This is a genomic window from Rubripirellula reticaptiva, assembly GCF_007860175.1.
Classification (GTDB): Bacteria; Planctomycetota; Planctomycetia; order Pirellulales; family Pirellulaceae; genus Rubripirellula; species Rubripirellula reticaptiva.
Genome location: NZ_SJPX01000005.1, coordinates 997,169 through 1,020,682, shown reverse-complemented (window position 1 = coordinate 1,020,682; position 23,514 = coordinate 997,169). Strand labels below are relative to the sequence as shown.

General features: G+C 55.9%; 20 protein-coding genes. 14 read left to right on the top strand and 6 right to left on the bottom strand.

Features of this window, described 5'->3' with window-relative positions; genetic code table 11:
- Positions 1–10 precede the first annotated feature (10 nt).
- From Poly59_RS25005 to Poly59_RS24965, 9 genes are all read left to right on the top strand, one after another.
- Entirely contained in the window at positions 11–2,296 is a 2,286-nt protein-coding gene (locus Poly59_RS25005; protein WP_146536791.1) for a tetratricopeptide repeat protein, read from the top strand.
- 131 nt (positions 2,297–2,427) lie between these two features.
- Positions 2,428–2,739: a hypothetical protein gene (locus Poly59_RS25000; protein ID WP_146536790.1), complete on the top strand. Its 312-nt coding sequence runs from the start codon at positions 2,428–2,430 to the stop codon at positions 2,737–2,739.
- Positions 2,740–2,916: 177 nt separating this feature from the next.
- Entirely contained in the window at positions 2,917–3,165 is a 249-nt protein-coding gene (locus Poly59_RS24995; RefSeq protein WP_146536789.1) for a hypothetical protein, read from the top strand.
- Between the two features lie 54 nt (positions 3,166–3,219).
- Positions 3,220–3,432 carry a hypothetical protein gene (locus tag Poly59_RS24990; protein ID WP_246151920.1) on the top strand — a complete coding sequence of 71 codons (213 nt, stop codon included), beginning with the start codon at positions 3,220–3,222 and terminating at the stop codon, positions 3,430–3,432.
- Positions 3,395–3,625 carry a hypothetical protein gene (locus Poly59_RS24985; RefSeq protein WP_146536787.1) on the top strand — a complete coding sequence of 77 codons (231 nt, stop codon included), beginning with the start codon at positions 3,395–3,397 and terminating at the stop codon, positions 3,623–3,625. The genes Poly59_RS24990 and Poly59_RS24985 overlap by 38 nt, the downstream gene beginning before the upstream one ends.
- A 444-nt stretch (positions 3,626–4,069) precedes the next feature.
- A complete protein-coding gene (locus tag Poly59_RS24980; RefSeq protein ID WP_146536786.1) occupies positions 4,070–5,095 on the top strand; it encodes a glutamine synthetase beta-grasp domain-containing protein in 1,026 nt (341 codons plus the stop codon).
- Positions 5,096–5,519: 424 nt separating this feature from the next.
- Positions 5,520–6,257, top strand: coding sequence for a PIG-L family deacetylase (locus Poly59_RS24975; protein ID WP_146536785.1), 738 nt, complete (start codon positions 5,520–5,522; stop codon positions 6,255–6,257).
- Positions 6,258–6,310: 53 nt separating this feature from the next.
- Positions 6,311–6,964, top strand: a complete 654-nt coding sequence (locus tag Poly59_RS24970; protein ID WP_146536784.1) for a toprim domain-containing protein — start codon at positions 6,311–6,313, stop codon at positions 6,962–6,964.
- A gap of 2 nt (positions 6,965–6,966) precedes the next feature.
- Positions 6,967–7,476, top strand: a complete 510-nt coding sequence (locus Poly59_RS24965; protein WP_146536783.1) for a gamma carbonic anhydrase family protein — start codon at positions 6,967–6,969, stop codon at positions 7,474–7,476.
- A 19-nt stretch (positions 7,477–7,495) separates the two neighbouring features.
- On the opposite strand, the gene Poly59_RS24960 is transcribed toward Poly59_RS24965, so the two are convergent.
- Complete coding sequence (locus tag Poly59_RS24960) at positions 7,496–8,026, bottom strand: hypothetical protein (protein ID WP_146536782.1); 531 nt, start codon at positions 8,024–8,026, stop codon at positions 7,496–7,498.
- A gap of 139 nt (positions 8,027–8,165) precedes the next feature.
- On the opposite strand from Poly59_RS24960, the gene bioB reads away from it, so the two are divergent.
- Positions 8,166–9,179 (top strand): biotin synthase BioB, encoded by a 1,014-nt coding sequence (bioB, locus tag Poly59_RS24955; RefSeq protein ID WP_146536781.1) that lies wholly within the window; start codon positions 8,166–8,168, stop codon positions 9,177–9,179.
- 103 nt (positions 9,180–9,282) lie between these two features.
- On the opposite strand, the gene Poly59_RS24950 is transcribed toward bioB, so the two are convergent.
- The 4 genes from Poly59_RS24950 to Poly59_RS24935 all read right to left on the bottom strand — a co-directional run bounded on the left by Poly59_RS24950 (position 9,283) and on the right by Poly59_RS24935 (position 16,299).
- Positions 9,283–9,663, bottom strand: coding sequence for a DUF3127 domain-containing protein (locus tag Poly59_RS24950; RefSeq protein ID WP_146536780.1), 381 nt, complete (start codon positions 9,661–9,663; stop codon positions 9,283–9,285).
- 108 nt (positions 9,664–9,771) lie between these two features.
- Entirely contained in the window at positions 9,772–11,196 is a 1,425-nt protein-coding gene (locus tag Poly59_RS24945) for a DUF1501 domain-containing protein (protein ID WP_146536779.1), read from the bottom strand.
- Positions 11,193–14,216 (bottom strand): DUF1553 domain-containing protein, encoded by a 3,024-nt coding sequence (locus Poly59_RS24940; protein ID WP_246151919.1) that lies wholly within the window; start codon positions 14,214–14,216, stop codon positions 11,193–11,195. The genes Poly59_RS24945 and Poly59_RS24940 overlap by 4 nt, the downstream gene beginning before the upstream one ends.
- A 145-nt stretch (positions 14,217–14,361) precedes the next feature.
- Entirely contained in the window at positions 14,362–16,299 is a 1,938-nt protein-coding gene (locus Poly59_RS24935) for an ATP-dependent DNA helicase (protein WP_246151936.1), read from the bottom strand.
- A 300-nt stretch (positions 16,300–16,599) separates the two neighbouring features.
- On the opposite strand from Poly59_RS24935, the gene Poly59_RS24930 reads away from it, so the two are divergent.
- Positions 16,600–17,694, top strand: a complete 1,095-nt coding sequence (locus Poly59_RS24930; protein ID WP_146536776.1) for a zinc ribbon domain-containing protein — start codon at positions 16,600–16,602, stop codon at positions 17,692–17,694.
- Positions 17,695–17,721: 27 nt separating this feature from the next.
- Here Poly59_RS24930 and gdhA read toward each other — a convergent pair whose 3' ends face one another.
- Positions 17,722–19,092, bottom strand: a complete 1,371-nt coding sequence (gene gdhA, locus Poly59_RS24925; RefSeq protein WP_146536775.1) for an NADP-specific glutamate dehydrogenase — start codon at positions 19,090–19,092, stop codon at positions 17,722–17,724.
- A gap of 442 nt (positions 19,093–19,534) precedes the next feature.
- Here gdhA and groL (Poly59_RS24920) point away from each other — a divergent pair, with 442 nt between their 5' ends.
- The 3 genes from groL (Poly59_RS24920) (at position 19,535) to groL (Poly59_RS24910) (ending at position 23,407) form a co-directional block, all read left to right on the top strand.
- Positions 19,535–21,235, top strand: a complete 1,701-nt coding sequence (gene groL / locus Poly59_RS24920; protein WP_146536774.1) for a chaperonin GroEL — start codon at positions 19,535–19,537, stop codon at positions 21,233–21,235.
- A 135-nt stretch (positions 21,236–21,370) separates the two neighbouring features.
- Positions 21,371–21,667, top strand: a complete 297-nt coding sequence (locus tag Poly59_RS24915; protein ID WP_146536773.1) for a co-chaperone GroES — start codon at positions 21,371–21,373, stop codon at positions 21,665–21,667.
- A gap of 120 nt (positions 21,668–21,787) precedes the next feature.
- A complete protein-coding gene (groL, locus tag Poly59_RS24910) occupies positions 21,788–23,407 on the top strand; it encodes a chaperonin GroEL (RefSeq protein WP_146536772.1) in 1,620 nt (539 codons plus the stop codon).
- Positions 23,408–23,514 lie beyond the last annotated feature (107 nt).

The following is a 23,514-nucleotide window of genomic DNA, read 5'->3' as shown; positions in this document are numbered from 1 at the left end:
TTGTTAGGCAATGAAAATTCACTTTCTAAAAACTAACCGCCGATACACGCGAACCATCAAGCGGTTGTTTTCGGATGTCGCGCTGCTGCCGATTGCCGTGGTGGGATTGATCGGAATCCTTTGGTTGCTCGCAATCCTGTTTAAGAGTGGTTCGAAGAATGCGGGCGAACCCAGTGTTGCTGCCCGGGTCACGGGTGTGGCTGGCCTGGGATCGGGACATGACGGAGACCCTTCAGCTAATGTCACGATGCCCAATTTGTCTGATTCCGAGGCGTCGGTCGTTGCGGACACTTCGCCGACCGGGAAGTTGTTGACGGAAGCCTATCGCTACTTCCTAGCTGCCGATCCGCATACAGCGTTGGCGGTGTTGCAAGCTGATCGGTCAGAGGACGCGGACCCACGCATCACTTTGGCGACCGGGGTTTGTAAATTGTTCATGGGCGAGACTGGCGAAGCGACTTCGACGCTTGGCGTTGTCGGCCGCGCGCTTCCGCCACGGTTCCACCAACCCCATCTCTACGAGTCAGTCGGGCACTTGGCTGAGGAAAAGTGGAGCGAAGCGATTGACGCAGCCAATCGATGCATTCAGCGATGTCCTGATTGTCGTGCTGGCTATCTGGTTGATGGTTTTGCAAAAAATGAAAATGGGGATCCTATGGGGGCGGTACTTAGTTTTAGTCATCTGATTCGAATTGCGCCCGACGAATCGTTGGGGTGGACGCTTCGCAGTGTGGCGTACGAGCAGTTGGGAAATGGTGAGCTAGCCAACCGGGATATGAAGCGTGCAGGTGCATTGATTGCGACCGGACAGCCGAGTGCCGCGAATTGGATAGAGAGTGGTCAAGAAGCCCCATCCTTGGATCCAAAGGTTGCCGTCGACCGTTTAATGAACATTACCTCGATTGCTGATTGGGCCGAAGGGTTTAGTCAATCCGTTAGTAGAAGCGAAAGAGATGCGACGTTGGCTAGCCGAGTGGAGTCGCCGCTAACGATTAAGGAAGCTCTTCAGATAGCGAGCAACGGTGATATCGCACTTGCCTGTGCCCAGCTAGAGTCGCGCGCTCGTGTTGACGCCACATCGAACGTGCTGAGGACGTTAGGGATTTTGCAAATCGATGTTCAACGTCATGCGGATTCAATCCGAACTCTGACGCGGGTGTTGGAAGCGAACCCTGATGATGCTGCCGCGTATGTGGCGAGAGGAATCGCCTACGCCAAGCTAGGTAACTGGGATTCCGTCATCGCGGATTTTAGCCAAGCGATTCGAGTCGAGCCCGGCAATCCAGTCGCCTATGCAAACCGGGCTGCCGCGTGGGCGTCGCTCGGAGATCACGACAAGGCGATTGCGGACTATGAACGTGCCGAACAAGTCGCGAAGCCATCGACCGACATTTTGGTCGAACACGCCGGCTTGTTGATTCAAAAGGGCGATTTTCGGAAGGCGAATAAGTTATTGACGATGCCAACAGTGGCTCAGTCTGACTCGCCCAATGCTCTGAAGTACAAGGCGCAAATCGCGATGGAACGACAGGACATATCAGCTGCAGTCGAAGCTATCGACCATTCGCTTAAATTGGCGCCCGGCCAAGTGGATTCGTGGCGAATCCGGATTCGCATCTTTAAGCAGTCAGGCGACATTGTGGAAGCACTGAGATCCGCCGAGCAGTTGATCGCCAGTGGAAAGGGCGACGCGGACGATCGTTTTGAATTTGCCTGTTTGCTGCACCAAACCGGTCGACCAGCTGACTCGCTGGCGGTGTTGAATGAATTAATCGCAGTTGACCGGACACGAAGTGAGTGGCTGATTCGCCGCGGCAAGGTGCGGACGGATTTGGCCGAATTGGATTCCGCAGTCGATGATTTCTCGGCTGCGATTCGGATCGACGGTAAAACGGCTGACCTGCTAATGCGTCGGTCGGTCAATTTGTTGGCGATGGAAAAAATGACCAGTCAGGCGATTTTGGATTTGGAGGCGGCTCTTGAAATGGGGTTACCTAAATCCAAAGAGTCTCGACTGGTCTTGGCACGTGCCTATTTAAAACAGGGCAGCTCAGAACCAGCGCTGAAGCATCTGAAAATCGCGACTAGCGAATTTCCTTCTGATCCGCGGGTCTGGATGACGGCCGGTGATGCGTTTGAACAGTCTGGCGACCTGGCGAAGGCGAAAGTTTGTTTCGATCGAGCCGCTGAAAAAATCAATGAGGGCAACACAGCTAGCGGCCTGAGTGCCGATGCTGCGTTGGCACTGGCAGTGCAGCGTCGATTGGAAAGTCTTCGAACGGATCGCCTGGAATAGAAGTGTTATGGGGCTGTAGTGAGTCACTCTTTGGCTGGCGAGATGTTGGGGGTTAGGTTGGTTGGGTGTTTTTTGCGAATGGATGTAGGCGTCTCTGACTTTTCAACGTCTTCTCAGCCAAGGGAAATCCAGTGTGCCAATTCCGCGATGGTGTCGCCTCTTTGGCGTTTCTGTTTGTTGTCTCAGCGGTTCAGGTCGGCCAAGCGGCGACTTATTACGTTGGAACTTCTGGTTCGGATTCTCGCAGTGCCTCCCAGGCGACGAATCGCTCGACGCCTTGGCGGAACATTCGCTACGCAGTCAACCAAGCTTCGGGCGGGGATCAAGTAGTGGTCTTGGCCGGCACGTATTGCGAGCAGGTTACATCAATTGATCTGTTCATGCCGGCGGCGAAATTGTGTTGCGAGCAGAAAGTCGTGAAGCCGCTCGTGTGGTCGGACTGATTTCGGCGACCGACCAAAGCTATTTAAGAATCGATGGCTTTGATGTCAGCAACGATTCCAACTCGGGGCTGACCACGGGCATCTCGTTCACCCGCTGTCATGATGTGACCGTTCGAGACAATCGGGTTCGCGATTGCTGGGGGGGGCGGAATTTCATTCGATCAGTCCGATTGGATTTTGTCAGAGTGGAACATCACGCAAGGCAACGCATTTTACGACCCCAACCAGCACAGTGGCATTTCATTCTACCAACCACAGTATCGCGGTAACGACTCGCGAACTTATGTGATCATCATCCGAAATAGTACTTCGTTCGGTAACCGCAACCTGGTCAACAACGCGTCGCTCGCTCGGCCTAGCGATGGCAAGGGGGTCGTGCTGGATGATTTTTATAATTCTCAGTCCGGTGGCAACGGCGTTGGCTAGAACCGCATGTCGGTGGTCGAGAACAATCTGTGCTTCGAGAATGGCGGCAATCGCGTGCATTGTTTTCGCAGCCAGAATGTGCGGATTCAAAACAACACGTGTGTTGGCAACATTGGGTCGTTTGATTTCGGCGGCAAAGTCAGCATTTCGGAAAGCGAACGCGTCTACGTTTACAACAACATCCTGAAAGCGAATTTAGGCAAGCGAGCAGCGCTGCAGTGCGATTCGCGTGACTTTTTGGTTTGGATTCAACATCATCGATGGTAGCGTTCGCGAGGTTCCCTATGACGCCTCGAATTATTACGGCGATCCGCTGTTTCGCCCGGGCAGTTTCGAACCCGAGGCCTACAGTCCGGCCGTCAACAACGGGATCGACGGCGGCGACCACTTCTTTTTGGACGTCTACGGGCGCTCGCGATTCAGCGGCTCGATCGATCGTGGTGCGTTTGAACAGAACTAGGGCACTTGGGCAGTGTTAGCGAACCGAGGGACATTGGGGTTGCGGATCCCCCGTAAAGCCGAAAAGCGGTTTCCCCGTTTGGGCGTTCAAGGGGGGCAATGGTATCGCTAACGGATTTGGCTGACGGTTAGGGCTGTCATATTCACCCTGATCGTTACGGATTCATGCACTTTTTACCAGACACTTTCCTTGGGCAGGATTTCGGGTATTTTAAGGGTGTGGAGCGATGGTACGCGTGCTCTGCAATTGTGTCGGTCGGCGGCGTTTCCGCTTTTCGGTCGGGGCTGCGGGTGGTGGTAGACCTGTGAAAACGCGTGTGTTTTTGGTGGCGGGAACGCTGTATTTCAAGAGTGCGAATCGGCTGAAATCTCCGATTGGTCTTGGTTCAGTTCCCCGTTCTCCTCGGTCAATATCAGCTTAGATTCACTTAAGGGAGAATCATTTATGACCAAGTGCAAGTTGGAATACATCTGGCTCGACGGCTATCAGCCCACCCAGACGCTACGAAGCAAGACCAAGATCGAAGACGATTTCAGCGGTAAAGTTGAAGACGCAAAAGTTTGGTCATTTGACGGTTCGTCGACTCAGCAAGCCACCGGCGGCAAGAGCGACCTGCTTCTGAAGCCAGTCAAAGTCGTGCCCGATCCGGCTCGTCTTGGCACCGGTTTCTTGGTGATGTGCGAAGTTCTCAACCCTGACAACACACCGCACAAGTCCAACGGTCGTTCGACGATCATGGACGACGACGGAGATTTCTGGTTCGGTTTCGAACAGGAATACACGTTGTGGGATCCCGAAACTCAAAAGCCATTGGGCTTCCCATCGGATGGATACCCAGCTCCCCAGGGTCCGTATTACTGCAGCGTCGGTACCGGCCGTGCCGTTGGACGTGATTTGATCGAAGAACACATGGAATTGTGTTTGGAAGCTGGTCTGAACCTCGAAGGCATCAACGCCGAAGTGATGAAGGGCCAATGGGAATTCCAGATCTTCGCTAAGGGAGCTAAAGACGCAGGCGACCAAATTTGGTTGGCTCGTTACTTGCTCGACCGTTGTGGCGAAAAGTACGGCATCGAAATCAACTATCACTGCAAGCCAGTCAAGGGTGACTGGAACGGCAGCGGTATGCACGCGAACTTCTCCAACACGCTGCTACGTACCTGCGGCAGTCAAGAAGTTTACGAAGCGGTCTGCAAGGCATTCGAGCCACGGATCAAGGAACACATCGACGTCTATGGCGCCGACAACAACCAACGCTTGACCGGTCTGCACGAAACTCAGTCGATCGACATGTTCAGCTACGGCGTGTCGGACCGCGGTGCTTCGATTCGCATTCCGATCTTCACCGTCGAACACGGCTGGAAGGGTTGGTTGGAAGATCGTCGTCCTGCATCCAACGCTGATCCATATATGGTCGCTAGCGCCATCATCGCGACGGTCAAGAACGCCAAGTTGCCAGTCGGCGTCTAAGCTCGTCCTTGGAACTGACACACGAAAAAGCCCGGTTGCAATCTGATTGCGACTGGGCTTTTTTTATTGGTGTGTCTCGATCGCGGGTCGAAATTTGTTGATCGGTTAGCACATAAAAAAAGGCGAGGCCGATCCCGAAAGACCGACCCCGCCTCGCACGGGGGGACGCTTGATATCTTGGTGTTGAGTTCATGTTGCTGGTCGCGTCACCCTGACACAACCAAGACTAGTTCGAGTCGCCGCCTTTCCATCCTTTTTGCCGTTCGGTTCGCAGAGTTTGTGCAAACGGAGTCTTTGGAATGACGGAACGTGTCGGTTGTGATGATTGCAGGGCCCAAATATGCCTTGCACTGTGATCGGATCGATCTCTGATACGATAAATGCTGCCCCACCAACCGCCTTTGACGCCCGGGAATCTCGCTAGATGACTTCACCGATTGAACTTCCCGAGCCGCTTGATGTCATCGCTGTTGGGGCCCACCCTGACGATGTCGAAATCGCCTGCGGCGGAACGCTCGCGAAGCTGGTGCATCAAGGTTACCGAGTCGGCATCATCGACTTGACCGACGGCGAGCCCACGCCGAATAGCCCCGGGCCGGCGGCTCGGTTGATGGAAGCAAACGCAGCCGCAGCCGTATTAGGAATCCACAAAAGGATCCAGTTGACGATGGCAAACCGGCGACTGTTCGATGGGTTCGAGCAACGCGTCATGTTGGCTCGTGAGTTTCGCAAGTGGCGACCCAAATTGGTGATCGGTTTTGGCGACAAGACACCGTTGGCATCGCCGGATCACTGGCAGGCGATGCAGATCACCGACGGAGCAATTTTCTACAGTCGGCTGACGAAGTGGGACGAGCATTTCGATCATTTGCCCGTTCACTCGGTCGAGCGACATCTCTATTTTCGGTTGGCTCTCGAGCCCGATTCGATTTCAGGCTTGTCGCATCATGTCACGGTGGACGTGTCCGACACAATCGAGCAAAAGATTGCATCGATCCAGTGCTATGCAAGTCAGTTTGCGCATAAGGCATCCATTCTTGATCGCGTCCGCGCGGCTGCGGTCGTGACGGGATCACTTGCCGGCGTCGCGGCCGGTGAATCGTTTGTGGCGGCCAAGCCGTATGCCATCGACGATTTGGTCAAGACGGTCCATGGCGGTTAAGCAATGTTGCCGTTGGCGATCGCGTGAGAGTGCGGGATAAAATAGGAAAATCAATGTTTCGAATCGTTCCGGTCAAATTGCACGACTGCCAAAGCCACGGGGTCGGCTCGGGTGCCGAGTTATTCATTGTCGAGGGTGATTCTGCGTCGAAATCGGTGGTACGAGCGCGAAGGTCAGCCGACCAAGCCGTATTGCCGATGCAAGGCAAACCGCTGAACGCCTACAAGGCACGCAAGTCAGTCGTCGCACGCAACGAATTGTTCGGGGCACTGGTTGCGTCGATCGGTGTGGGCTGGGGTGAGTCGCTGGACTTGTCAAGGCTCCGCTACGATCGGATCATCATGTTGTTCGATCCGGATGCAGACGGAATCCACTGTGGCGCATTGATGTCGATGTTCTTTTATCGATTCATGCGACCGCTTTTGGATTCGGGGCGAATCTGTGTCGCCCGCGCCCCGCTGTACGAGATCACGTCGCCTGACTCGGACGATGTGCTGCATGCCTATAACGAAGATCACTATGCAAAGATCCGTGTCGCACTCGATGCCAAGGGCGTGCGGTATTCGGGCCAACGCTATCGCGGACTGGCTAGCATGAATGAGTCGGCGCTCGTGGCGACTTGCATCGATCCGGCGACCCGGACATTGCAGACGCTGGCGGCAGACGACGCGGAAGCGGCGATTCGTATTTTTTGTGGGGGAGAATGATCATGGACGCGAAGTTTCATCCGGAATTAATTAACGAGTCTGCATTCGTGGCGCCGAACGCGACGATTGTCGGCGACGTTTCCGTGGGCTCCGGGGCAAGCGTTTGGTTTGGTGCGGTAGTTCGTGGCGATACCGAAAAGGTCGTTGTTGGCGATCGTTCAAACGTCCAAGATTTGTGTGTGTTGCATGCGGACCCTGGTTTTCCGTGTGTGATCGGCAAAGACGTGACGATCGGCCATGCAGCGGTCGTTCATGGCGCGGTGGTGGGCGACGGAGCGATGATTGGCATTCGTGCGGTGGTGCTCAACGGTGCCAGCATTGGTGCTGGCGCGATCGTGGGCGCTGGTGCGGTGGTGACCGAGGGGATGCAGATTCCGGCGGGGCACTTAGCTGTCGGTGTGCCGGCGAAAGTGATTCGTGAATTGACGCCGGAAAACGTGGCCAGAGCCAAGCATGCTGCCGGTCATTACGTGGAAGCGGCGAAGGCGTACCGGGATCACGCTAGTGACTAAATTTGGTCCGCTAGCAGTTTTACTTGCAGGCCGCGGCGATCGCACATCCGCTGCAACTGGTGCCGCAACCGCCGCCTTCGGCCGTGCCGCAATCCGGTCCACAGCCATCGCTAAGCAACTTGGCAAAGTGGCGACTGCGAACGATCGATTCGTACTTTTCGGCGACCGCTTTGGTCACCGATGCGGCGATGTCATCGACGGGACCTAAGAAGTGCATGACCAAAGTACCACCGTCGAAAATTTGATCGACGTCCAACAAGCATGCTGGCGAACCCGACTCGGCCAAAGCTGTGCGGCAGGCTTCGACGGCTTGTCGTTTGTGCCGATCGAGTCGGCGGATCAGCAGTTCGTCTTCTTGGGTGGTCGCTCGCACGATCGTGACCGACGAATCGCTGATCGCACGCGAGTTGCCGCACGGCCCGATGACTTCCCCCAATTCAATTCCTCGGCCTGTTCGCGCAATAACCCGGCGACCACGGGCGAGCGGGCCGGTCGCTGTCGCTGCGTGGATTTCGGCGAGCGAACCGATGCGAAGGAAGACGGGGTGCATTGAAAGACGGAATCTTAGTCGTGCGGGGCTGGAAAAAACGGTGGAAAACGTAGGTGACTTGTCGTGGGCAGCTATGATCGGCACCATAGTGGCTGATCCGCTTCCTAGTCGCAACTCACCCCTAAGGTACCCTGACGCGATGCTGAACGTCGAAACCAACGCTGAGATTGGCAACCGATATGACCAATGGGCCGAGCAAGTCTTGGCTGGAGAGCCGATCAGCCGTGAAAATGCGCTCGAAATCTTGCGTTCGCCGGACGAAGACGTCCTGGCTTTGTTGGCGGCTGGTTTTCGGATTCGCCGAAAACACTTCGGAAAAACCGTCCAGCTCTATTTTCTGATGAGTGCGAAAAGCGGGTTGTGTCCCGAGGATTGCCATTACTGCAGTCAGTCAAAGATCTCGACAGCGCCGGTCCCGAAGCACAACATCTTGAAGCGAGACGACTTGATGGATGCCGCTCGGATGGCTTCCGAACGCGGTGCCAAGACGTATTGCTTGGTCATTTCGGCTCGCGGGCCCAATGAACGAGAAATGGCGGCGGTCGAAACGATCGTTCCTGAAATCAAACAGAAGTACGGGCTGGATATTTGTGCCTGCTTGGGGCTGTTGTCGCGAGAGCAAGCCGATCGCTTGAAGGCTTGTGGCGTGGACCGCGTCAATCACAACTTGAACACCAGCGAAGATCATTACGCCGAAATTTGCACGACGCACACTTACGCCGACCGAGTCCAGACGCTGCGTCACGTCCGCGACGCGGGCATGGAAATGTGCAGCGGCGGAATCATCGGAATGGGCGAGAAGCACGAGGACGTGGTCTCGATGGCGTTCGACTTGCAAGAGTTGGGGGTCCAGTCGATTCCCTTGAACTTCCTAAACGCGATCGAGGGAACGCCGATGCAGGGCAACGCGGACTTGTCGCCGCAAGACTGCCTGCGAGCTTTGGCGATGTTCCGCTTCGTTAATCCAACTCGCGAGCTCAGAATTTCAGGCGGTCGCGAAATCCATCTGCGTTCGCTGCAACCGCTGGGGTTGTACGTCGCGAACAGTTTGTTTGTGGGCGACTATTTGACGACCAAGGGGCAAGCCCCGCAGGCCGACTATGACATGATCGCCGACTTGGGATTCGACATCACGACGAAGATGGGTGAATAGGTCAGACGGCTGATCGTAGGCCCGAACTGGTAAACCAGTTCGGGGCTTTGTTGGGTTTGCCAGCACGCTGATTCGGTTGCAGTCGAAATGACTGCAAGCGAGATCAGAACGGTGCTTCGTCGTCGCCAGCTTCGCTGAACGCATCGTTGGGATCGCTCGTCCGCTGAGTCGTTGTTTGGCTGTGCTCGCCATCGCTAGTGATTCGGAACGACACGGCTTCGACGTTGACGAAGAACTTCACTTCGCTCTGTTCGTCTTTTTGCCAGCGGCGTCCGTTCAGGCGGTACTGCACTTCGATTTCGTCGCCGACGTTCAGGTCGTCAACGGTGTCGCACGAATCACGTGTGAATTCAACGGGAACGTAATTGGTGAAGCTGCCCTTGTCCTGTTCCAGCACGACGACGCGTTTGCGAAAGCCCTTCGCGCCGTAGGTCTTGGTTTCTTCGATCAAATGCACTACGCCGGTCACTTTGGCTTCGCTCATCCCGTACTCTCTCTCGTCAAACTAAAACGTCGTTGGGGTTGGTAAGACAGAGAGTGTAACGAGTCCGGGCGGATCGTTTTAGTGGTTGCTTGGGCGGCAGTGCCCGAGCTAAGCCAGGATGTCGGTAACCACGTGGCCGTGGACGTCGGTAAGACGAAAATTGCGGCCTTGGTACTTGTACGTCAAGCGTTCGTGGTCGACCCCCATTTGGTGCATGATCGTCGCGTGCAAATCGTGGATGTGGACGGGGTTATCGACGATGTTGTAACCGTATTCGTCGGTTTCGCCGTAGACCGTGCCGGGCTTGATCCCGCCGCCCGCCATCCAGATGGAAAAGCATCTTGGATGGTGGTCGCGTCCGAAGCTGGTTCCGCTAAGTTTGCCTTGGCAGTAATTAGTGCGTCCAAACTCACCGCCCCAAATCACGAGGGTGTCGTCTAGCAAGCCGACTCGTTTCAAGTCCTTGACCAATGCCGCCGATGGCTGATCAGTCGCCTTGCACTGGTTGGCAAGTCCCTTCGGCAGTCCGCCGTGATGGTCCCAGCCTTTGTGATAGAGTTGGATGAAACGGACGCCGCGCTCGGCAAGCCGACGTGCCATCAAGCAGTTCGCTGCAAACGAACCTGGGCTCTTAGCGTCCGGGCCATACGAATCGATTACGTCCGCCGATTCGTCGGCAAAGTTGGTGGCTTCGGGAATGGACGACTGCATGCGATAGGCAAGTTCGTATTGGGCGATTCGGTTTTCGATCAGTTTGTCGGCGCCCCTGGCGAGTTGCATTTGGTGCAGGCTGCCTAGTGCGTCCATTGCTGCGCGTCGGCTGTCGCGATTGATGCCGTCTGGGTTGGATAGGTACAGCACCGGATCCTTGCCGCTGCGGAACGACGTGCCCTGGTGTTGACTGGGCAGGAATCCGCTGCCCCACAAGCCAGCGCTTAACGGTTGGCCGCCATTCTGGTCTTTTGTCGTCATGACCACGAACGCAGGCAGGTCCGAATTCTCGGTGCCCAGTCCATAGTCCATCCATGCACCCATGCTGGGCCGGCCAGGAATCATGCTGCCGGTTTGCATGAAGACCACACCAGGACCGTGGTTGATCGCTTCGGTGTGCATCGACTTGACCACGCAAATGTCGTCGGCGATCGATGCGGTGTGCGGCAGCAGATCGCTGAACCACGTGCCGGCTTGCCCGTGCCGGGCGAATTTGAACGGCGAACCGACCAAAGGCAGGCTCGATTGATTGCCGCTCATCCCGGTCAACCGCTGGCCACCGCGGACTTCGTTTGGCAATTCGGTGCCGTGTTTTTCATTGAGCAGCGGCTTGTAGTCCAGTAAATCAAGTTGCGACGGCGCACCGGATTGAAACAAAAAGATTACGCGTTTGGCTTTTGGAGCATGGTGAAGCGCCGACAGTACGCCGCCCGTTGATTCGGCAGCCAGCGATTCGGCAGCCAGCATTTGCCCGGCAACCAGAGCACCGAAGCCTAGGCCGCTGTTTTGTAGCAATGATCGTCGAGAGAAGGTTGCGTTCATCGTTTCACCATGCTTCCGTCGTAATTTAAGAGGGTTCCAATGACGACTGTCATCGCCGCAACTGGTGATCCGGGGAGATTTGCATCGAAAGCCGAGTCACCGACTTCGAGCAGTTCGGTGGCTCGCGAAGGATCGGCATCAAAATAGGATTTCTGTTTGGCATACAACTCTTCGAGCACTTGTTGCTCGTTCTGGTTTGCCCTGCGGCTTGTGATCGCAAGGAAGGCTTCGGCGACACCGTCGGTGCCTAACGTGTCGCCCGCGTGCTTTTGGGCCAACGTTTCAGCGAACCCGCGAGCTGCCTCGACATACTGGGGGCCGTTCAGCATGACAAAGGCTTGCAGCGGAGAGGCCGTGCGTTCGCGACTGACCCGGCAAACGTCGCGTGAAGGTGCGTCGAGTGTCATCATCACCGGCGCCGGTGCGGTGCGTTTCCAGTACGTGTAGAGGCTGCGCCGATACAGTCCGTCGCCTTTGTCGCGATCAACCGGTTTGAATGAAGCTTCCACTTCGTAGGGTTTTGCCGGCGGCCCGCCGATCGTCTTGACCAGCTTGCCGCTGATCGCCAGCGACGCATCTCGCATCATTTCGGCTGGCAATCGGTACGACGGAAACCGACTCAGGAAAACATTCTCGGGGTCTTTTCGCATCGACGACTCGTCCGGGTTTCGGCTGGATTGGCGATAGGTCCGTGACAGCATGATTCGCTTCAGCATTGCCTTGGTGTCCCATCCGATTGCGATGTACCGGGTCGCCAGTTCATCCAGCAATTCAGGGTGCGACGGCGGAGTGCCTTGGCTGCCGAAGTCTTCGGGCGTTCGAACCAAGCCGGTTCCGAATAGGATCTGCCACAATCGGTTGACGGCCACTCGCGCAGTCAGCGGGTGCTTGGGATCGGTCAACCACTTGGCCAGTCCTAGTCGATTGCGAGGCGCATTGGTGGGGAACGGCAGCATCGATGCAGGCGTTCCCGGCGAAACCACTTGCTCGGGTTGGCTATAGTCGCCGCGACCGAGCACGTGAGTGTCTCGTCGCCCGGCAGACTCACGCATCACCATGATTTCTTGCAAGCTGTCTTCGACCCGGCACTTGGCCGTTCGAGCGTCCAGCAGTTTCTTGCTAAGCGACTCGATAGACACATCGTGGCGCGCGAGCGCGTGGTCGATCAGTATTTCCGGAGGCACATCGTTCGGTGACGACTGTAACGCTGCTTCGTTTCGGGCTTCGAACTCGGTGATCGCTACATCGAACACGCGCAGCTTATCGACTGAACCGTTCTTGAAACCGCGGTCGCGAAACCGTTCGCCGATTGCGATCGTGTCGCCACCACCGCCGGTGATGTTCTTGATCAACGAGTCTTGAATCGTTTCGGTTTCAGCCTGTTTTCCATTGACGTAGATCCGCAGTCCGTGGGCCCGACTGGATCCGTCGTTCGTCACCGCGACGTGAACCCACTGGCCGACCGGCACGGCGCCCGTGGTCTTGATGCTGATTTGATTGCCCGGCCAAAAGTGAATCAGTGACCATGCCAGTTTGCCGTCCTCGATCAGTAGTTCGTAGCCGCGGCTTGCGGCGTCGGTCCAAGCTCGCGAACGGTGAAACACGACTGCACGTTCTTTGACGTCCGGCGTTTTGATCCACAGCGACACTGAAAACGGTTCGCTACGATCAAAGTTTCCGACCGTCGTGTTGACCGCATCATCGCCTGTCAACTGAAAAGCGTTCCCGTCGATCCCTTCGACCAGCGAGTTTCGGCCCGGTGGCGAATGTTCGAAGTCAAGTGAATAGATCGGCGGGATGGATTGGAAGTCCGTGAAATGACCGTCGCCAATTTGTTGTTGCCAGAACGCACGGTGCTTCTCGCGAACCTCTCTTGCCGATTTTTCGACCGCCACAAGATCCGTGCGTTTCTTTTCTAACGATGCTTCTTGCGAGGGCGTCGGCAATGTCAGCGTCGGTGTCGGAATCGCGTCGGTGAAGTACGAGTACAAACCGGCTTCGTCGATGTTGTCGAAGAACGCGGTCAGTTGAAAGTACTCTTCTTGACTGATCGGGTCGTATTTGTGGTTGTGGCAGCGGCAACATTCGTACGTCAGTCCCATGATCGCCGTGGCAACTGTTTGGGCTCGATCCGTCACATATTCGATGCGGTATTCTTCGGGGACACTGCCGCCCTCGGACTCTTGGGGATGCAAGCGATTGAACGTCGTTGCCAGAACTTGTTTGCGAGTTTCATCGGTCGTCGCGGCGGGTGGCAGCAGGTCGCCGGCGAGTTGTTGGGTGATGAATTGGTCGTAGGGCAAGTTGTCATTGAGCGCGCCGATGACCCAGTCACGCCATGGCCAGACGTAACGATCACGGTCTACTTGGAAACCGTACGTGTCGCTGTATCGAGCCGCATCCAACCACTCCGACGCCATTCGTTCCCCGTACTCTGGGCGATCGAGCAGTCGGTCCAGCAAGTGTTCGTAAGCCAATGGCGAGTCGTCGTTTAAGAACTCGTCGATTTCGGCGATCGTCGGTGGCAGTCCGATCAAGTCAAACGTGGCTCGGCGAATCAGCGTTTCTTTGGACGCGGGCGGCGCCGGTGCAATCGCTTGTTCGTCGAGTTTGCGTTGGATGAAACGATCGATCGGCGACAATGTCGGATCGTCACTGGCAGGAATTTTCGGAGCCGTTGGCGAGATGAACGACCAGTGGCCTTGGTACTGGGCGCCTTGCTGGACCCAGTCTTTGATCAGATCGATTTCGGCCGGTTTAAGGATCCGGTCCGCATCAGGCGGCGGCATGATTGTGTCAGGATCTTCCGACGTCACGCGAGCAATGACCTCATCAAAGTCCACTTCGCCCGCAATGTCGAGCCGCAAGCCGGCTTCTTGGTGGGCGTCGTCGGGACCGTGGCAATGGAAACAGTTTTCCGACAATATCGGCCGGATGTCACGATTGAATGTGACCGGCGGATCGGCTGCCAAGGCGGGGAAGGCAAAAAGTGCGGTTAGCAAAAAGGTGGGATATCGCATGCCTCGTACTTTAGTCCAATGATGACTTGGCGACATCATCGATTCGTTGTACTGAACACAAAACGTAGAGCTGAATCCGCAGATCACATCGCGAATGTTTGTTTTGGATAGGCGATGTTTCTTTTGGCCAGGTTGTCAGCCAGCATTACTTTTTGCGTTTGACTTTTGACACATATACCACTGGTAAGTTTGGCAGCGATTGCACAAACGTTCGACCATAGGGTTTTGTTTTGACTCGTGGATCCAAAACCACGACAATTCCTGAATCGGTTCGCGTCCGAATCAAGCGTCCAAAACCTTGGCGGAACTTGATCACGGCTTCGGGCAATTGGTAGTCGCCAAACGGATTGCCGCCGCCGGCTTTGATCGATTCCAAGCGAGCTTGCAGCAGCGGATGGTCTGGCACCGCGAAAGGCAGTTTCGTGATCACCACGTTTGTCAACGCATCGCCGGGAACATCAACTCCCTGCCAGAAACTGTCGGTGCCGAACAAGACGCCTCGCTGTGACCGCCGGAACGCGTCCAACAATTGGGTTCGGCTCTGTTCGCCACCCTGCGTATAAAGTTGCATGTCACGTTCGGCCAACCACCCCGTCAACGATTGGGCACATCGTTTCAGCAGACCGTAGCTGGTAAACAAAACGAACGCGTGACCGTCGGTGTGGCCGACGAATCGTTTGATTTGCATCGGCAACGATTGTTCGAACGCTTCTCTTTCGCGTGATGGATCGGGCAAGTCGGTAACGACGACCAGTTTCGCTTGTTTTTCGTAGTCGAAGGGGCTGCCCACTTGGATCGACAGTCCGCCTGTTAGCCCGATTCGTGATCGAAAGAATTTGAAGTCATCGCTGGCGGTGGCCAGTGTCGCGCTGGTCATCACGACGCTGCGGATCATCTTGTTTTGGAACAGTTCTTTGCGTAGCGTTTCGCCGACATTGATCGGTGATGCGGCAAGCGTGACGCGGTCCATGCCGCGTCGTGATCCCGTGCGTTCGACCCAGTAAACCGAGTCCGCGATTTCTTGCCGTAGCCATTGCCGAAGCCCGCCCGATAGCGACAGCATGCGATCGTACGCCGATTCAAAATCTTTGCGGTCGGTTTCTAGCTTTTGGGCCGCTGCTTGCTTTTGCAACTGACCGGCTAATAACTCCATCGCATCGCTGAGCGGGTTGTCGACGATGTCGGGATGGTGGACTCGACCATTTTTAGTTTTGGTCGAATCGTACCAGTCCAACACGTCGGCGAATAAGTTTGTCGATGCGAAACGGCAGCGGTCGACCAACTGCTGCATCGCAGTCAGGTCTTTGTCAACCAGCAAGCCCTTCTGAGTTCGGTCGTTGTAAAGCCGATCGAACAGGAAATCGAATTGGCCGCTCGAGATGCGCAGCCCCAAATGATCGCCCGCAACAGCTTCGATCGTGTGGCATTCGTCCAGGATGACCGCATCATAATCCGGCAGAATCGAAACGCCTTGGCGTCGCAGTGCCATGTCCGAAAACAACATCGCGTGATTGACGATCATGATCTGGGCGTTCATCGACCGTCGGCGGGCGCGAAAATAGAAACACTCTTTGTGGTGTTTGCAGTTTCGGCCCAAGCAATTGCTGGTGTCGGAAACCACTTCGTCCCAAACCGCTGGATCGGGTCGAACCGGAAGCGTCGATTTTGATCCGTCGCTGGTTTCTTTGGACCATGCTTTGATGGCGCGAAGTTGGGAGTGCTGGGCGTCAGTGGCAAGCAGCGTTGTTGCCTTGGCAATGGCACGTTCCATTCGCCGGATCGACAAATAGTTCGAACGACCTTTGACAAGCACCGCCGAGAACTCACGAGGAATGACGGCGTTAAGCAGCGGAATGTCTTTGGCGATCAGTTGTTCTTGCAGGCTGATTGTGTGCGTCGAGATGACGATCCGGCGACTGCGTTTTTTTTCTTCGCCGTCTTCCTGGGTCTCAATCTCGTTTTGGCTCTCGGTCGCATACAGGATCGCGGGAACCAGATACGCGAAGCTCTTGCCCGTGCCGGTGCCGGCTTCGGCGATCAGGTGCTTTTCCGATTGCAGAGCCTCGGCGACCTTGCGCGACATTTGCAACTGTTGTTCGCGAGCCTCATATCCGTCGAGCCGCCGAGCGATCGATCCGTCGGCGCCGAGGATCGAATCGACGGTCAGAGCGACGACGGGTTCGTCGCCAGATTCGTCGGTCCGCTGGTCGCTCACGGGATGCGCGCTTTCAGGTGGGAGTGTGGCAAGAAACGGTTGGGAGAAGAACTCGTTCGTCACGATAGCAGTATCCGGCCAAGCTGGCATCGGCAGCAGCCGTCCGGATCGTGTAAAACAGCGTCCGCTGTTGCGAGTTTTCCGTTTCCGATTGCTGAGTCCACTGCCATGCTTCGTCAAACCTGCCCTTCCTGCAACCGGCTGCTCGAATTACCCGAAACGGCAGCGGGGAAAATGGCCAAATGCCCGGCGTGTCAGACTCAGTTCACGGTGCCAGCATCGCCATCAGCGGATTTGGGTTCGGGTTCACTGTCGCCGGCCGCAGCAACATCTGCTCCGTTGGCAACCGGCGAAAGCCCGTTTAGCCGACCCATTGGCGGTTCGATCGATAGTGAATCCCATCGTCCGGCAGCGACCAATCCGTACCAACCGTCGGCGGCCACGCCTATGAACGTGAGCGTTGGCGAGCTTGCCATTGGTCAGCGCAGTGTGGAAGAAATATTCGGCGTCACATGGGCCATTTTTAAAGAACGCTGGGGCATTTTGGTCGGCGGTTACGTGTTGGTCTTCGCAATCAGTGTAGTCGCCGCGTTTGGGCCCAACCTCGTAACGCTCGTCGTCGGGCCGGCCGCCGGGCAAGACGTTGCTGCGGTGCTTTCGGGAGTGCTAAGTCTGTTCTGCAATCTGCTCAGTACCTACTTCACGCTTGGGTTCTGCGGTGTCGCGTTGGCGGTTGCGAGAGACGAGAGTTCGCCGCTTTCAAAACTGACGCCCTCTCTTCTGGTATTCGGCCGATTCTTGCTTGGGGTCATCGTCATCATGCTGGGCGCCGGCGTTCTTTTTGGCATCTTTGGCGTGATTGCTGCTCTGGCGTTTGCTGCCGGAGTCGGCGAAGGGGCAGCGATTGGCTTGATTCTGCTTGCCGTCCTGGTGGCGTTGCCGTTGATGTTGGTGATGTACTGGTTGTTATGGTCGTGGGCCTACATCGTCATCGACGAACGAGCCGATTGGTTAGGGTCGTTGAAGGCTTCGTTCGCGATCACGATGCAGAACAAGTTGACGTCCGTTCTTTTGATCGTGATCACGACGATGCTGTCGTTCGCGGGCGTGTTAGCGTGCTATTTTGGCCTGTTGGTGACGACGCCCTTGTGGATGTTGATGTTAGGCGTCGGGTATCTGATGATCACCGGCCAACCGCTTTCCGATCCGCGTTTAAGAATGGCGAGTGACTTCGCACCGCGGCCGGATTCGCCGCAGTTTTAGGTTCAGTCCGCTAGATGTGAACTGGATTCAGACTGCGCCGTAGGCCAGCATCGCTTCGGCGATTTTGACGAAGCCGGCCAGGTTGGCGCCATCGATGTAATCCACATGCTCGCCATCGGCGCCGTATTTGACGCACTTTTCATGGATGTCCTTCATGATCGTTTTTAGCTTCGTGTCCACTTCTTCGCGGCTCCAGGACAATCGCAACGCGTTCTGGCTTTGTTCGAGACCGGACACGGCAACGCCGCCTGCGTTCGCCGCTTTGGCTGGACCGAACAGAATCCCTGCATCGCGAAACGCGTAGGCCGCGTCCAGTTCGGTCGGCATGTTGGCACCCTCGGCGACCGCCAGCACGCCGTTCTTCAACAGCGTTTGAGCTTCCAATAAGTTCAGTTCGTTTTGCGTTGCACAAGGCAGTGCGATTTCACCTGCCACGCTCCAAGGCCGCGCGTCGGCATAGAACGAGGCGCTGGCGTACTTGTCTGAATACTCAGAAATTCGCCCGCGGCGGACTTCTTTCAAGTCTTTGATAAACGCCAACTTTTCAGCGTCGATTCCGTCCGGGTCGTGAATGAAGCCGCTGGAATCCGACATCGTGACGACCTTTCCGCCGAGCTCGGCAGCTTTTTCGGCGGCATAAATTGCCACGTTGCCGCTGCCCGAAACGACGACGGTTTTGCCTTTGATCGAGTCACCGATTCGGTTGAACATGTTTTCGCAAAAATAAACGCAGCCGTACCCTGTTGCTTCGGTGCGGACGAGCGAGCCGCCGAACGACAGGCCTTTGCCCGTCAATGTGCCCACAAATTTGTTGGCCAGTCGTTTGTACTGCCCGAACAGAAAACTTATCTCGCGGCCGCCCACGCCGATGTCGCCCGCCGGGATGTCAGTGTCTTCACCGATGTGCCGGTGCAGTTCGATCATCAGAGACTGGCAAAAACGCATCACTTCGCGGTCGCTCTTGCCTTTGGGGTTGAAGTTCGACCCGCCCTTGGCGCCGCCCATCGGCAAGCCGGTCAAGCTGTTCTTGAAAATCTGTTCAAAACCCAGGAATTTCAGCACGCTTTGGGTAACCGAGGGGTGGAATCGCATTCCGCCTTTGTAGGGTCCGATTGAGTTGTTGAATTGGACTCGCCATGCACGGTTGGCTCGGATGTTTCCGGCGTCGTCTTCCCAAGTGACTCGAAAGATGATGATCCGGTCGGGTTCGGTCAATCGTTCCAGGATCTGCGCGTCTTTATATTTGGGGTTTTCCAAAATGAACGGCATCAGCGACTCGGTGACTTCGCGGACGGCTTGGTGGAATTCAACTTCACCCGGGTTCCGTTTCTCGAGACCCTGCATGAAGCAATCGAGTTCGGCGGTAACTGCGGCCGATGGTTTGTGAGAAGACGACATAGGGCGATCCTTCGAGAAAGAGAGAAAGAGGGGGCAAAGTACCGGCGAGCGATACCGTGTCCGAGCAGGAAACCGTGGGCAGGTATTAGACAGAGTTTCAGTGCTGCGTTGGTTCGGGGGCCTCACCGATCCTCTGGGAACTGGCTCGGCAAACGAGTCTCCGTGGATTCTCAGCGGCGTTATGGCGGTTTCTCGGTTAGTGCTGCCAAGTTGTCACGAGGGTGCCGGTTAGCCGTCTGTCCGGTCGGCTTTAAGTGCTTTGTTGGTAGTGACTTGCGACGCAATCTGAGTCTTCCGGCACACGGGTTGCTTACAAGGAGGCCGTCGGTCCCTTTTACTGCCACCATTGCAGCTACGTGGGGCCTTCCATCGATCGATTCACCGATCACTTAACAGAACAACCAACAAATCACTTACCGACGAACCACAGGAGACTAACGTCGTGGCAAAGCAAATCGTTTTCGACGACGACGCACGTGGCCCACTTTTGGCCGGCGTCAGCAAATTGGCGCGAGCCGTCCGCAGCACTCTCGGCCCACGCGGCCGTAACGCAGTGCTGGACAAGGGCTGGGGCTCGCCCAAAGTGACCAAGGACGGCGTAACTGTCGCCGAAGATATTGAACTGGACGATCCGCTCGAAAACTTGGGCGCTCAACTGGTCAAAGAAGCCGCCAGCAAGACGAACGACGTCGCTGGCGACGGAACCACGACCGCGACCGTTTTGGCCGAAGCGATTTTCCGCGAAGGCATCAAGATGATCGCAACCGGCGCCGACCCCATGGCGCTGACGCGTGGCATGGCAAAGGCTGTTGACGTCGCTTGTGCACAAATTGCCAAGTTGTCGACTCCGATCAACGAAAAGAGCAAGAGCGACATCAAGCAAGTTGCAACCATCGCTGGTAACAACGATCCTGAAATCGGCGAAGTGCTTGCCAACGCGTTCACCAAAGTTGGCAAGAACGGTGTCATTACCGTCGAAGAAGGCCGATCGAACGAAACCTACGTCGACTTTGTCGAAGGTATGCAGTTTGATCGTGGTTTCTTGTCGCCACACTTCGTCACCAACCAAGACGACGTCAGCGTTGAACTTGATGACTGTCACATCTTGTTGTTCGAAGAAAAGATCAGCAGCAACAAGAAAATGATTCCGTTGTTGGAAGCGATCAGCAAGGCCAAGAAGCCATTGTTGATCATTGCTGAAGACGTCGAAAGCGAAGCCCTGGCGACTTTGGTCGTCAACAAGATGCGTGGCATTTTGTCGGTTTGTGCCGTCAAGGCACCCGGTTACGGCGATCGCCGCAAAGCCATCATGGGCGACATCGCTGTGCTGACTGGCGGCAAGGCAATCTTCAAAGACCTGGGCATCGATCTTGAAAGCGTCAAGATCTCGGACCTCGGTCGTGCCAAGCAAGTTCGGATCACCAGCGAAGGTACCACCATCGTCAGCGGTGCTGGTAAGAAAGCTGATATCGAAGGACGTGTCGAACAGATTCGCCGCGAAATCGAAAACACCGACAGCGATTACGACAAGGAAAAGTTGCAAGAACGTTTGGCCAAGTTGGCCGGCGGTGTTGCCCAAATCAATGTCGGTGCTGCGACGGAAACCGAGATGAAGGAACGCAAAGCTTTGATCGACGACGCTCGTGCGGCGACTCAAGCGGCTTTGGAAGAGGGGATTGTTCCCGGTGGTGGAACCGCACTGTTGCGCTGCCGTGCTGCGATCGACAAGCTCGAAAAGGCAACCGAAGGCGACCAGAAAATGGGCGTCCGCGTGATCCGCAATGTGCTGGATCAACCACTGCGTGCGATCGCCAACAACGCTGGTCTGGACGGCGCTGTGGTTGTTAACCGCGTGTTGCAAATGAAAGGCAAGACCGACGGCTATGACGCCAACGCCGAAGTCTACTGTGACTTGGTCGCGGCTGGCATCGTCGATCCAGCCAAGGTCGTTCGTACTTCGCTGACCAATGCCAACAGCGTTGCATCGTTGTTGCTGACCACCAACGCGCTCGTCGTCGACATCCCTGTCGAAGAGGAAGGCGGTGGCGACCACCACGATCACGACCATGGAATGGGCGGCGGTATGGGTGGCATGGACATGGGTGGCATGGGCGGAATGGGTGGCATGGGCGGCATGATGTAGTGAAGTCGGTAACAGCAGACAGGTCGCAGGTCACAGTAAAAAAGCCTGTCACCTGTTGCCTGTAATCTGTCACCTACGCCCTCTAACACCTTTCAATTCAAAACAACAAACACATAACAATAGAAGAGAACAATCATGGCAAAGCTAAATCTTCGTCCTTTGGATGACCGCGTCGTTGTTAAGCCCGAAGACGCTGAATCGACCACAGCTGGCGGCATCGTGCTGCCCGACTCGGCTCAAGAGAAGCCTCAACGCGGCAAGATTGTTGCCGTTGGCCCAGGCAAACTGATGGACAGTGGTGTTCGCGGCGAGCTGTCCGTTGCCGTTGGTGACACGGTCATCTTCGGCAAGTACGGCGGCAGCAACATCGAAGTCGATGGCGTTGAATTGAAGATCCTTCGCGAAAGCGACATCTTGGCAAAAGTGCTTTAGGAATTTGTAGCCTCGCCGGATTCCGCCGAGGTGCTGCTTGTTTCCGAACTGCACTGGCAGTTCGGGTTCCGCCAGGGTTTGGCGGACCTACTAAAAACCATCCAAAGAGACATAACAATCATGGCAAAACAACTGCTATTCGAAGACCACGCTCGGGCCCGGATGTTGGCCGGTGTCGAGAAGTTGGCCAACGCTGTCGCGGTGACGATGGGACCGACCGGTCGCAACGTCATCATCGATAAATCGTTCGGCGGACCAACGGTGACCAAAGACGGTGTGACCGTTGCCAAAGAAATTGAACTTGAAGATCGATTCGAAAACATGGGCGCAAAGCTTGTGATCGAAGTCGCTCAGAAGACGTCGGACCTGGCCGGTGACGGTACCACGACCGCAACCGTTCTGGCTCGTGCGATTTTCAAAGAAGGCCTTCGAAACATCGTTGCTGGTAGCAATCCGAATGCGATTCGTCGCGGCATCGAAAAAGCTGTCCAAGCGGCGACCGAAAAGCTTGTCGAAATGGGACGCCCGGTCAACAGCAAGACCGAAGTGGCTCAAGTCGGTGCGATCTCGGCGAACAACGACAACAAGATCGGCGAAATGCTCGCTGACGCACTCGAACGCGTCGGCAAAGATGGTGTTATCACTGTCGAAGAAGGCAAGAGCCGCGAAATGGAAGTCACCTATGTCGACGGCATGCAGTTCGACAAGGGCTACATCTCGCCGTATTTCATCACCGATCCGGGCACGATGGAAGCGAACTTGGAAAACGCACTGGTTCTTCTTTACGAAAAGAAGATCAGTAACATTCGCGACCTAGTACCGTTGTTGGAAAAGACAGCCGGTACGGGCCAGCCATTGTTGATCATCGCCGAAGACATCGACGCAGAAGCGTTGACTTTGCTGGTCGTCAACAAATTGCGTGGCACGCTAAATGTTTGTGCAGTGAAAGCACCTGGTTTCGGCGATCGTCGTAAAGCAATGCTCGGTGACATCGCAACGTTGACCGGCGGTACGCTGATCAGCGACGACTTGGGTATCCAACTTGAAAATGTCACGTTGGAGCAGCTCGGTCGCGCCAAGAAGGTCACCGTCGACAAGGGGAACACGACCATTGTTGAAGGTGCTGCCAAACGTGCAGACGTCGACAAGCGAGTCGCCCAAATCCGTGCTCAAATCGAGCAAACCGACAGCGACTATGACAAGGAAAAGTTCCAAGAGCGTTTGGCCAAGTTGGCTGGCGGTGTTGCCGTCGTTAGCGTCGGTGCCGAAACCGAAGCCGAGATGAAGCAAACCAAGGCTCGCTTGGAAGACGCTTTGCACGCGACTCGCGCGGCTGTCGAAGAAGGCATTCTTCCTGGTGGTGGTGTGGCGCTGGTTCGTTGCTACGAAGCTGTCGAAGAAGCGATGAAGAAAGCGAAGGGCGACGAAAAGGTCGGCGTTCGAATCGTCTTGCACGCGTTGGACGCACCAATGCGTCAGATTGCCGATAACGGCGGCATTGACGGCAGTGTTGTGGTCGACGAAGTACGCCAAAAGGGTCTGACGATCGGTTACAACGCCCACACCGGCGAGTACACCGACATGATCAAGGCTGGCGTCATCGACCCGGTCAAGGTTGTGCGAACGGCATTGTCAAACGCAGCCAGCATCGCTGGTCTGTTGTTGACGACCGAAGCCCTGGTTACAAACCTTGAAAAGGAAGACAAAGAACGCCGCGCCCCAGAAGGCGTCGTGCTCTAAGTCTTGCTGGCCTATCTGTGCAACGCAGCGACGTTCAATCGCTGCGATTTCAATCACAGTGTATTTCCTTCACCAGGGGCATCGGCCCCTGGTACGCGGTCGACGCG

What these genes read in the sequence shown, in the direction of transcription:
- Poly59_RS25005 (WP_146536791.1), top strand. Translation starts at nt 11, where the DNA reads ATGAAAATTCACTTTCTAAAAACTAACCGCCGATACACGCGAACCATC.
- gdhA (WP_146536775.1), bottom strand. Translation starts at nt 19,092, where the DNA reads ATGTCGTCTTCTCACAAACCATCGGCCGCAGTTACCGCCGAACTCGAT.
- bioB (WP_146536781.1), top strand. Translation starts at nt 8,166, where the DNA reads ATGCTGAACGTCGAAACCAACGCTGAGATTGGCAACCGATATGACCAA.
- Poly59_RS24945 (WP_146536779.1), bottom strand. Translation starts at nt 11,196, where the DNA reads ATGAACGCAACCTTCTCTCGACGATCATTGCTACAAAACAGCGGCCTA.
- Poly59_RS24960 (WP_146536782.1), bottom strand. Translation starts at nt 8,026, where the DNA reads ATGCACCCCGTCTTCCTTCGCATCGGTTCGCTCGCCGAAATCCACGCA.
- Poly59_RS24980 (WP_146536786.1), top strand. Translation starts at nt 4,070, where the DNA reads ATGACCAAGTGCAAGTTGGAATACATCTGGCTCGACGGCTATCAGCCC.
- Poly59_RS24970 (WP_146536784.1), top strand. Translation starts at nt 6,311, where the DNA reads ATGTTTCGAATCGTTCCGGTCAAATTGCACGACTGCCAAAGCCACGGG.
- Poly59_RS24940 (WP_246151919.1), bottom strand. Translation starts at nt 14,216, where the DNA reads ATGCGATATCCCACCTTTTTGCTAACCGCACTTTTTGCCTTCCCCGCC.
- Poly59_RS24930 (WP_146536776.1), top strand. Translation starts at nt 16,600, where the DNA reads ATGCTTCGTCAAACCTGCCCTTCCTGCAACCGGCTGCTCGAATTACCC.
- Poly59_RS24935 (WP_246151936.1), bottom strand. Translation starts at nt 16,299, where the DNA reads ATGTCGCGCAAGGTCGCCGAGGCTCTGCAATCGGAAAAGCACCTGATC.
- Poly59_RS24950 (WP_146536780.1), bottom strand. Translation starts at nt 9,663, where the DNA reads ATGAGCGAAGCCAAAGTGACCGGCGTAGTGCATTTGATCGAAGAAACC.
- Poly59_RS24975 (WP_146536785.1), top strand. Translation starts at nt 5,520, where the DNA reads ATGACTTCACCGATTGAACTTCCCGAGCCGCTTGATGTCATCGCTGTT.
- groL (WP_146536772.1), top strand. Translation starts at nt 21,788, where the DNA reads ATGGCAAAACAACTGCTATTCGAAGACCACGCTCGGGCCCGGATGTTG.
- Poly59_RS24915 (WP_146536773.1), top strand. Translation starts at nt 21,371, where the DNA reads ATGGCAAAGCTAAATCTTCGTCCTTTGGATGACCGCGTCGTTGTTAAG.
- Poly59_RS24965 (WP_146536783.1), top strand. Translation starts at nt 6,967, where the DNA reads ATGGACGCGAAGTTTCATCCGGAATTAATTAACGAGTCTGCATTCGTG.